Annotated in this window: 7 protein-coding genes; 2 read left to right on the forward strand and 5 right to left on the reverse strand. The window is 60.4% G+C overall.

All coding sequences use genetic code 11. The annotated features are described in order from the left end of the window. Together AC0AP0_RS05875 and AC0AP0_RS05880 are read right to left on the reverse strand one after the other, a co-directional pair. Positions 1 to 1,249 (reverse strand): sulfatase-like hydrolase/transferase (locus AC0AP0_RS05875; RefSeq protein ID WP_490429693.1); only part of this gene is annotated, 1,249 nt, incomplete at its 3' end. Positions 1,250 to 1,375: 126 nt separating this feature from the next. Continuing rightward, the gene (locus tag AC0AP0_RS05880) at positions 1,376 to 2,296 is read right to left on the reverse strand and encodes a metal ABC transporter solute-binding protein, Zn/Mn family (protein ID WP_490429694.1); all 921 of its coding nucleotides are present in this window, start codon (positions 2,294 to 2,296) and stop codon (positions 1,376 to 1,378) included. A 189-nt stretch (positions 2,297 to 2,485) separates the two neighbouring features. Here AC0AP0_RS05880 and AC0AP0_RS05885 point away from each other — a divergent pair, with 189 nt between their 5' ends. Together AC0AP0_RS05885 and AC0AP0_RS05890 are read left to right on the forward strand one after the other, a co-directional pair. Then, complete coding sequence (locus AC0AP0_RS05885) at positions 2,486 to 3,850, forward strand: alpha/beta hydrolase (RefSeq protein WP_490429695.1); 1,365 nt, start codon at positions 2,486 to 2,488, stop codon at positions 3,848 to 3,850. Positions 3,851 to 3,883: 33 nt separating this feature from the next. Beyond that, a complete protein-coding gene (locus AC0AP0_RS05890; RefSeq protein ID WP_490429696.1) occupies positions 3,884 to 6,469 on the forward strand; it encodes a bifunctional lysylphosphatidylglycerol flippase/synthetase MprF in 2,586 nt (861 codons plus the stop codon). Here AC0AP0_RS05890 and AC0AP0_RS05895 read toward each other — a convergent pair. The 3 genes from AC0AP0_RS05895 to purE all read right to left on the reverse strand — a co-directional run bounded on the left by AC0AP0_RS05895 (position 6,441) and on the right by purE (position 8,610). Next, positions 6,441 to 6,884 carry a Fur family transcriptional regulator gene (locus AC0AP0_RS05895; protein ID WP_445341773.1) on the reverse strand — a complete coding sequence of 148 codons (444 nt, stop codon included), beginning with the start codon at positions 6,882 to 6,884 and terminating at the stop codon, positions 6,441 to 6,443. The two genes, AC0AP0_RS05890 and AC0AP0_RS05895, sit on opposite strands and share 29 nt — an antisense overlap. Positions 6,885 to 6,953: 69 nt before the next feature. Further along, complete coding sequence (gene purK / locus AC0AP0_RS05900; RefSeq protein WP_490429697.1) at positions 6,954 to 8,120, reverse strand: 5-(carboxyamino)imidazole ribonucleotide synthase; 1,167 nt, start codon at positions 8,118 to 8,120, stop codon at positions 6,954 to 6,956. Continuing rightward, entirely contained in the window at positions 8,104 to 8,610 is a 507-nt protein-coding gene (purE, locus tag AC0AP0_RS05905) for a 5-(carboxyamino)imidazole ribonucleotide mutase (RefSeq protein WP_110413205.1), read from the reverse strand. The genes purK and purE overlap by 17 nt, the downstream gene beginning before the upstream one ends. Between the last annotated feature and the right edge of the window lie 243 nt (positions 8,611 to 8,853).

An 8,853-nucleotide genomic window follows, 5' to 3' on the forward strand; every position in this document is an offset into this window, starting at 1 on the left:
AGTGCGAGAAGCCGAACTTCTTGTAGTTTTCGGCCCTGGAATACATGGAGGACTCATAGGGATGGAAGGCCAGAGACCTGGATGGTGACCCCCAGGCCTGATTGACCGTGGGTATCCAGTTCAGGTGAGGGATGACCTGCTGATAGGGAGAGGTCAGCGAGGGATCGAAGTTGGCCATGGACAGGCCAGTCATGGCTTGGAACTCCAGATTGGCCGTGCCGCCGCCGTAGCCGGAGGAGAGCATGAGTCCGCTGGTGGTGCCCTCCTTGATGGATCTGATATGGGGCATAGGGTCCTGATTGAGTGCGACGCCCGGCACCCGTGTGGGATCCGAGAACGACTCGGAGAGGATGTAGACCAGGGTCGACTCGTTCATGTAGGACTTGCGGTCATGGTTGATGCGATCAGCCGAAAGCTGGTAGCGGTGGGCTAGAGACTTCATGGTGGCACGGCTGTAGCCTGCAGGCTGGTCCATAACCTTGGGCCGCAGCTGCCGCGAGAAGGACACGAAGACCCCGTTACGCTGGGCATCATAGACCGAGTCCCACATGGAGGGTATGTCGCCCATAAACTGCGAGAAGCGGTAGGCGGGGCTGCCGTAGGTGCCCACAGTGGACATGAACAGTGCCACCACCAGAACCGGGACCAGGACCCCTACCGTACGCAGTCCCGCACCCAGAGGCTTGTTGCCAGTGGCCACCGGACGACCGCGACGGGCATCCATCCGTGACACCACCCAGCAGATTACTCCGAGAACGACCAGAGCCACGACTCCCAGCCCGATCATGAGCAGGGACCGAGCCGGCAGGAAGGAGACCAGATTGGCCGCATCGGCATGGAGGAAATCCAAATCCGAGGGCAGAATAGCCTCATACCGTGCACGCACCTTGAAACGCTCGATGACCGCAATGACCGCACAGATGGCCAGGATCAGCCCTGATGCCGCCCAAAAACGATTGGTTAGGTAGGCCAGGGCCAGGTAGACCAGGCCCACAGCCAGCATATTGAGCACCAGGACGAACCGACGTTGGGTCCACATGGCCGAGATGAAGCCCCAGAAGCCGATCAGCGGGTTGGACAGCTCTACGCGGGAGCTGTTCAGGGAGACCCCCCACTGCAGGATGCCCACTGACAGGAAGTCAATCAGGATGAAGGCGAGCAGGTAGACCCACCCACGCACCCGAAGACGTCCGGTCATGTTCTGCATCCAGGATGTCCACCGGCCGGGCTGACGCTTACGATCCTTCACCGCTTACTCCTGACTTTGGCGACTGGGCCCCATGGGCCTTTACCGATACCTGTGCCATTGTTCCCATCAAGGACGACAAGCCCAGTGAAAACACCCCTTAGCGAACACAGTGAGCGAGTGGGCCTATCAGGCCTTGGCGCCCGGCACCCGCTGGACCAGGGCGCTGATCCAATCCTCCAGGTTTCGGTACTTATCGGGGCGCTGCTCACTGACCTCGAACACCGGCACATGGGCCTTACGGGCTTCAGTGGCCAAATCCTTGGAGGTTCGATTGACCTCCTGGGTGTTGAGCACCAGCATGTCCAACTGGCCGGATGCCAGCAAATGGCGGAAGGCCACCAGGTCCTCGGGCGAGGGCTCACTCTCGTTGGCGGCCGCCCGCAGATACCCCTCTGGGGTCAGATCCTTCATGCCCAGATCATGGCAGAGATAGTATGCTGCCGATTCCGTAGCCGCGTAGTGCCGACCTTGGGTCTGCTTGCGCGCTTTGGCAATCAGATCGTCCAGCCGGGCCTGTCGACCCTGCCAGTCCTGGTAGGCCTTGTCAAAGCCGTCTCCTTGGTCTGGCCGCAGCTGCCGGTAGGCCTCATGCACAGCCTTGGCGGCCGCTCTCCTGCTCTGAGAGGAAAACCAGAGATGGGGGTTGTCGCCAGCTTTGCGTCCTGATGCCTTGGATATGTCCACCAGCCGGGCCTGCCCGGTTTCAGCGGCCTTGGCCGCCCAGTCGTCAATGCCGGCTCCGTTGACTATGACCAGATCGGCGCGGCTGATCCGGGCGATGTCGGCCGTTGTCGGCTCATAATCATGGGCATCAGTAGAGGTGTTGCTCAGAATGGTATCCACCCGGGCCTGATCGCCGCCCAGGTCCACGGCCAGGGACTGCCATTGATTGATGCTGGTCACCACCTGCAGAGGACCGGATCCGGAAGCGGAAGGGGATGATCCGCTTTTCCCACAGCCTGTCAGAAAGGTCAGCAGGGTGAGGCCTGTCAGGAGGGCGGTGACTAAGGTGCGGGTCCGGCGAAGGCGTGGGCTGCTGGCATGCATGGATGAAAGTTCCTTTCTGGCGACGACCTGGGGCCCAGCGGCGGCCCTAGAAGCATTATTGAGATTGATTATCAATAAATCTACCATAGAACTACCAATGGCCAGAAATGATGCCTGTACAAATGGCTATCATCCGCCTAGACACTCCCTATACTGAACTGCGGATACGTTTTGGCTGGAAGGAATTGCATGAATGCATGGCTGGCAAAGGTCCATCTGACCCAGGGATGGCTGCCCGCAACGCTGTTCACCTTGACGGCCCTCGCCCTGATTCTGCTGGTGTTGACCGGACTGACCCATGGACGCTGGCGGACACTGTTGCGACAGATCGCCGTTGCCATGGGCATAGGGGCCTTGGGACTGCTGATCACCTGGTTAGTCTCCGATGTCTTCATGCTCTTCGGAGTTTCCCTAGGCTGGATGGTCATCATCACCGTGGCATTGGGCTTCATGGCTGTGGGATTCGCCATTTGCATACTGATCACTTCACGGGGATGGCGCCGCCTCCTGGCAGCCCTGAGCGTCCTGCTCTGCCTGCTGTCCACCGGGCTGCGAGTGGATATCATCTACGGAGAGTTCACCACTCTGGGATCCCTGTTCAGTGTCACCCTTTATCCTGACTATGGGAGCCATCAGACAGCCAGACCAGCCATGAGTGTGGCACAGTGGCGATCCCGGGCCTCCCGGGGCGACCTGCCAGCCTACCCGCGCACAGGTCGCTCATATAGCGTTCGCATCCCCAATGACAACTCCCGTTTCCTGGCCCGTCCAGCCGATATTTATCTGCCGCCCGCGGCGCTGAGCAAGAAACCCCCGGCCCTGCCCGTCTTCGTCCTTCTGGCTGGTCAGCCCGGCAGCCCCGACCGGCTCTTCACTGCCGGAGCCATCCCGGCCATGATGGATGCCTACGCCGCCGAACACGATGGCCTGGCTCCAGTGGTGGTATCCCCCGACCAGAATGGGTCCTCCTTCCACAACAGCCTATGCGTAGATTCCCCCGTCTACGGAAAGGCCGAAACCTATTTGAGCCATGACGTGCCCGCTTGGATCCGCACCAACCTACCGGTCGACAGCAAACCCCAGCTCTGGGCCATCGGAGGGTTCTCCCAGGGTGGAACCTGCTCCACTCAGTTGGGAGCGCGGCATCCCGATGTCTACGGGAGTATGCTCCCAGCCGACGGGGAGCTGGAGCCGACCCAAGGTCGACAGGACCAGATGATCAAGGACTACTTCGGCGGCGACCGGAAACGCTTTCTGGCCCAAGTCCCTGCCAGAGCCATCATGGATCGGGCTCCGTCAAGCCAGCGTCTATTCACTGCCGCCGGATCCAACGACAAGGAGTCTCAACACAATATGATGGTCATCGCCAAGGCCGCCAGCCAGGCAGGCATGAGCGTGCAGGCCGTCGTCACCCAAGGGTCGGGTCATGACTGGCATACAGTCAAGACCGCCTGGAAACCCGGGCTGGAATGGTTGGGCGAAGCCATGGGGCTGGGCCCCATGTCCCAACCAATTCAGGATTTTCCGGATATTGTTGAGATGAGCATAAGCTGAAGCGCCAATACAGCAGAAAGAGCCGCCGCAATCATGCAGACAACGAATAAGGGATCCGAACTGATGGAGCCTTCAGCCAAGGCCGTGCTTCTTTCGGACCTGGCCCATTGGGCCAGACGCCACGCCCTTGCGCTGGCCTTCAGCGTCGGACTAATCCTGGTCAACATGTTTAGCTGGCTGTTCATCTGGCTGCTTCGCATCCCCGGCAAAAACCGGCTAGGCATGCCTCTATCTGATCTGATTATTCGTCAGGCACCCGGACCCTTGCATGGACAGGCTCGGCCCTCGCTCTTGGTCCAGTTCGCACGACTACTGGTATCCTTGGTCATCACCCCAGGTCCCCTGCCGCTGGCTATAGACGTTGCCCTAGTGCTGGTCATGCTGTGCATAGCCGAAACTCGGCTGGGGCGCAGGCGCACCGTACTGGCAGCCGTCATCAGCGCGATAGGCGGCACAGCGGTCGGCCTGATAATCTGCTGGTTGATCAATGCCCTCCAGGATCATTGGGCCTGGTTCATCCACGTGCCCATGTCGCTCAGCCCCATCACCCTGGTGGTCGGATCTTTGATGGCATCCATCCCCTTCAGCGACTTCCTCTGGCGGCGCAGGATCGCCACCATCGGATACACAGCCTTGATCCTCATGGTGCTGTACACCGGTAACCCTGGCTACTATTGCGCCCTGGCTGCGGCGCTGATCGGCCACCTGACCGGACACCTCTGGCACGGACCGGTCCAGGATGCTAATCCGCATGGCCATAGCGGATCCTACGAGACCCGCCATCTGCTGGGAGCCGTCGCCACGGTTTTGGCTCTTGGTCCCCTGGTCACCGTTTCCTCCCGAATCCGCGCCGGATTCTTCACCCCGCTGGGTACATTCATGGGCTCAAATACAGGTGGAAGCGCTGCACTGTCTCGCTGCCTTGCAGAAAACAACCAGGTCAGCTGCTACGCGCAGTACGGCCTGGTCGCCGGCCATCCCACCACTGGTATCTCCTCCCTGATCATGCCCACCCTAGTTATGCTGGTTGTGGCTTGGGGCATCTATCACGGCCGGCGGGTCGCCGCTGTCACCGGTGTGGTCCTCAACGCCCTGACCGTTGTCTTGGCCCTGCTCTATTTCCTAGTCTTCCCACTGACTATCGGCGAAGGCCTGCCCCAGGCCATCCGTCATGGAGCCCTCCCCTCGCTGCTGATCATCACCCTGCCGCCGTTGATTCTCAGCTGGTTCCTGGTGCGCAATCTGGGCATCTTCCTGGTCCGGACCAAGACCTCACGTCTACAGCTGGGCTGGGCCGCCATCGTCTTGGCCTTCCTGGCCACCGCCATGGGCTATATGGCTTTCACCGCTATCAGTCCCCGCTCCTTCAACCCCTGGCCCACCACTGGCAGAGCACTTTCCCAGCTGCCTGAGCTCTACCTGCCTAATGGTGTAGCTTCGCGCTTCCTTCCAACCCTGGTGCCACGCACCCCCACGGGAAGGATAGTCACCCACGGAATAGGGCTGATCTTCTGGTTGGTGGTCCTGGTGGTTCTTCTATCTTGGATGCGCAGCTCGGTCATCCAGAACGGCAGTGAGCGCCAGGAGGCTGACAAGTTGGTCGAGTATGGGGGTGAGAGCATGTCCTTCATGACCACCTGGGAGGGCAACAGCTACTGGTTCTCCCCCAGCGGCCGATCGGCCATCGCCTACCGACTTTTGCACAGCATAGCCCTTACAACCACCGGTCCATTCGGCGATCCTGACGAGTATGCGGACGATCTGGACGAATTCACGCGCTTCTGCAACGCCCACTCCTGGTCACCGGTCTTCTATAGCGTCCACAAGCCCCAGCGCGATCTGCTGGCCGCACGCGGCTGGTCCATCCTGACAGTCGGTACTGAGATGGTGGTGACCCCCAGCCTCTGGCAGACCAAGGGCAAGAAGTGGCAGGACATTCGCACAGCCATCAACAAGGCCAAGCGTGACAACATCACCGACGTGCTGACCACCTTCAACGACGCCTCCTGGGACGTCCAGTCGCAGATCGTGGACATCTCCGAGCAGTGGGCCGAGCTCAAGGCGCTTCCTGAGATGAAGTTCACCCTGGGCGGCCTGGATGAGCTGAGGGACCCGCGCATGGCCATCCTGTACGCCGTGGACGACCAAGGCAAGGTGCTGGCCGTGACCAGCTGGATGCCCACCTACCGCCAGGGCCAGGTGATCGGCTGGACCCTGGACTTCATGCGGCACCGGACCGACAGCCCCAACGGAATCATGGAGTTCCTGATAGCACGCATGGCCGAACGGCTGCGCGACCAGGGTACGGCGGAATTCATGAGCCTGTCGGCCGCTCCCCTGGCCGGCATGGACGGCGGCGAAGATCGGACCGCCTTCCTGCAGCATGCCCTGCATCTGGTGGCCGACCTGATGGAACCGGCCTATGGTTTCCGCTCCCTCTTCTTCTTCAAGAAGAAGTTCCAGCCCAGCGAGCACCCGGTCTATATCTGCTATCCTGACCCGGCTCAGCTAGCCCAGATCGGACTGGCTGTAGTTCAGGCCTACCTGCCTAATCTCAAGGCTTCGCAGGCCTGGGATGCCATCAAAACCATCATGCCCAAGGGCCGGGAGGATCGCTGACGTCCGCCTGACCGAAGCGGTCCCGACAGCTGCTGCACAGGCCGTAGACCTCCAAGGTGTGCGAGGAGACCGTAAAGCCATGCTCAGCCGCCACGGCCTTCAACCAGCCATCGTCCGGCGGGCTGATCTCCACGGTTCTTCCGCAGCGTTCGCAGACCAAATGGTGATGATGCTTTCGCTGGGCAAGGCAGACCCGGTAAAGGCGAATGCCCCCATGCTCAATGCAGTCCAGGCTGCCGGACATATGCAGGGAACCCAGCTGTCGATAAACCGTGGCCAAGCCGATTCGCTGGCCTGAATCGCGAAGAAGCTTGTGCAGCTCCTTGGCTGAGACGAAGTCGTTCTGGGACTGAAGAATCCTCCAGATAGCGTTCTTCTGCCGCGTCCGGCGGCCGACCGATGAGCCAGCGTTCATGATTAGACACACTCCTTGGGCTCCACCAAGCCTACATCCGGATTGCCAGAACAGATGTGAGGATTCAGTTCAGTCCAGGTCGGACCAGCAGCCTGTGGCCTCCAAATCCTTGGCCGTCTTCTCCAGATCGTCAGTCAGCACCGTCAGATGCCCCATTTTGCGGTCGGTGCGCACTTCAGCCTTACCATAATCATGCAGGAACCATTCGGGGTGTTCACCAAGCAACCTTCTGACCGGGGCCACATGCTGGCCCAGAACGTTGACCATGACCGCCGGACTGAGCAGACGAGGATTGGGCAGGGGCCACCCGGCGATGCCCCGAACGTGGGCATCGAACTGGTCCATGGAGCAGGCCTCGATAGTGTAATGACCGGAGTTATGGGGGCGCGGGGCCAACTCGTTGACCACCAAACCGCCATCAGGCATGACAAAAAGCTCAAGGGCCAAGGTTCCGGCCAACTTGAAGCCGTCAGCCAAAGTCAGGGCCATGTCACGCGCGCGGTCGGCCATTTCAGGCTCGACTTGGGCCGGCGCCAGAGTCATGTGCAGTATGTTGTGACGGTGCTCGTTGCGCACCATTGGGAAGGTGACATAGTCCTTCCCGTTGCCTGAGACCAGTATGGAGGCCTCGAAGGCGAAGTCCACGAACCCCTCCAGCACGGAGGGCGGGAAGTCCTGGCCCTTGATCCGCGCTTTCAGGGCCTGAAGATCCTCATTAGTGCGCAGGACCGCCTGGCCGTGGCCGTCATAGCCGCCGGTTCGCGTCTTGAGCACGGCGGGCATTCCCAGCTCTTTCAGAGCCGTATCCAGCTGATCAAGACTGTCAACCCGCCTCCAAGGGGCAGTATCAATGCCATGACGGTTGATAAAGGTCTTCTCGTGGACCCGGTCCTGAGTGACCCTGAGCAGATCAGTTCCTTGGGGGATGGCCACTCGGTCCCTCACCTGATCCAATGCGTCGGCATCCACATTCTCGAATTCGTAGGTGAGCACATCGCTGCGTTCAGCAAGCCTTTTGATAGCGTCGAGATCGCCATAGTCGGCAGTCTCTTGGAAGTCAGCCACCTGAGCCGCGGGCGCATCGGGCGTGGGATCCAGCACACCGATGCGGAATCCATGGTAGCGGGCGCTCAGGGCCATCATCCGTCCCAACTGACCGCCGCCCACGATCCCGATGACGGACCCCGGCTCCAGGTGATCAATCCTCCCCTCGGTCTCCTCAGACAAGCTTGGCATTGGACGCCTCCACGGATCGAGCCAGCTCGGCACGGTAGTCATCCAGGGCCTGAGCCAGTCTTGAGTCATTAATGGAGAGAATTGAAGCTGCCAGCAGGCCGGCATTGGTAGCCCCGGATGCCCCTATGGCCGTGGTCGCCACAGGGATACCGGCGGGCATCTGCACGATGGACAAGAGCGAATCAACCCCGCTCAGTGCATGGGACTTCACTGGCACCCCAATGACCGGCAGCGTGGTCTGGGCCGCCACCATACCAGGCAGATGGGCTGCTCCGCCGGCCCCTGCAATGATGACTCCTATACCCTGGCTCCGGGCCTGATGTGCGAACTCCGCCATACGCCCAGGTGTGCGATGGGCGGAGATTACCTCCTTGGTGTAGACGATAGCGAACCGGTCCAGCATCCGGCAGGCTTCCTTCATCGTCTCCCAGTCGCTTGATGATCCCATGATCACTGCGACGCGTGCCCCTTCATGTGTATTGTCAGCCATCGGCCCTCCAATGTTCATGCACATTTGATACTACGCAAGGCCGGGGAGAAGCCGACCAATCGTGACGGTCCTATGGATGTAAAGGCCGGGCCTGGTGAACATCAGGCTTTCAGCAGCTTCAAGCCGCCGCTCCAGACCTAGAATCATTGGATTGCATTACAGAAAGAGACAGGAGGGTTATGGGCAAGCTTCTGGACAGCATCGACTCCCCAAAGGATCTGAAGGTTCTCTCCTTGGAAGAGC

The sequence above is a fragment of the Bifidobacterium sp. POST2/T3 (B1) genome (assembly GCF_058197115.1).

What these genes read in the sequence shown, in the direction of transcription:
- AC0AP0_RS05885 (WP_490429695.1), top strand. Translation starts at nt 2,486, where the DNA reads ATGAATGCATGGCTGGCAAAGGTCCATCTGACCCAGGGATGGCTGCCC.
- AC0AP0_RS05890 (WP_490429696.1), top strand. Translation starts at nt 3,884, where the DNA reads ATGCAGACAACGAATAAGGGATCCGAACTGATGGAGCCTTCAGCCAAG.
- AC0AP0_RS05880 (WP_490429694.1), bottom strand. Translation starts at nt 2,296, where the DNA reads ATGCATGCCAGCAGCCCACGCCTTCGCCGGACCCGCACCTTAGTCACC.
- purE (WP_110413205.1), bottom strand. Translation starts at nt 8,610, where the DNA reads ATGGCTGACAATACACATGAAGGGGCACGCGTCGCAGTGATCATGGGA.
- purK (WP_490429697.1), bottom strand. Translation starts at nt 8,120, where the DNA reads ATGCCAAGCTTGTCTGAGGAGACCGAGGGGAGGATTGATCACCTGGAG.
- AC0AP0_RS05895 (WP_445341773.1), bottom strand. Translation starts at nt 6,884, where the DNA reads ATGAACGCTGGCTCATCGGTCGGCCGCCGGACGCGGCAGAAGAACGCT.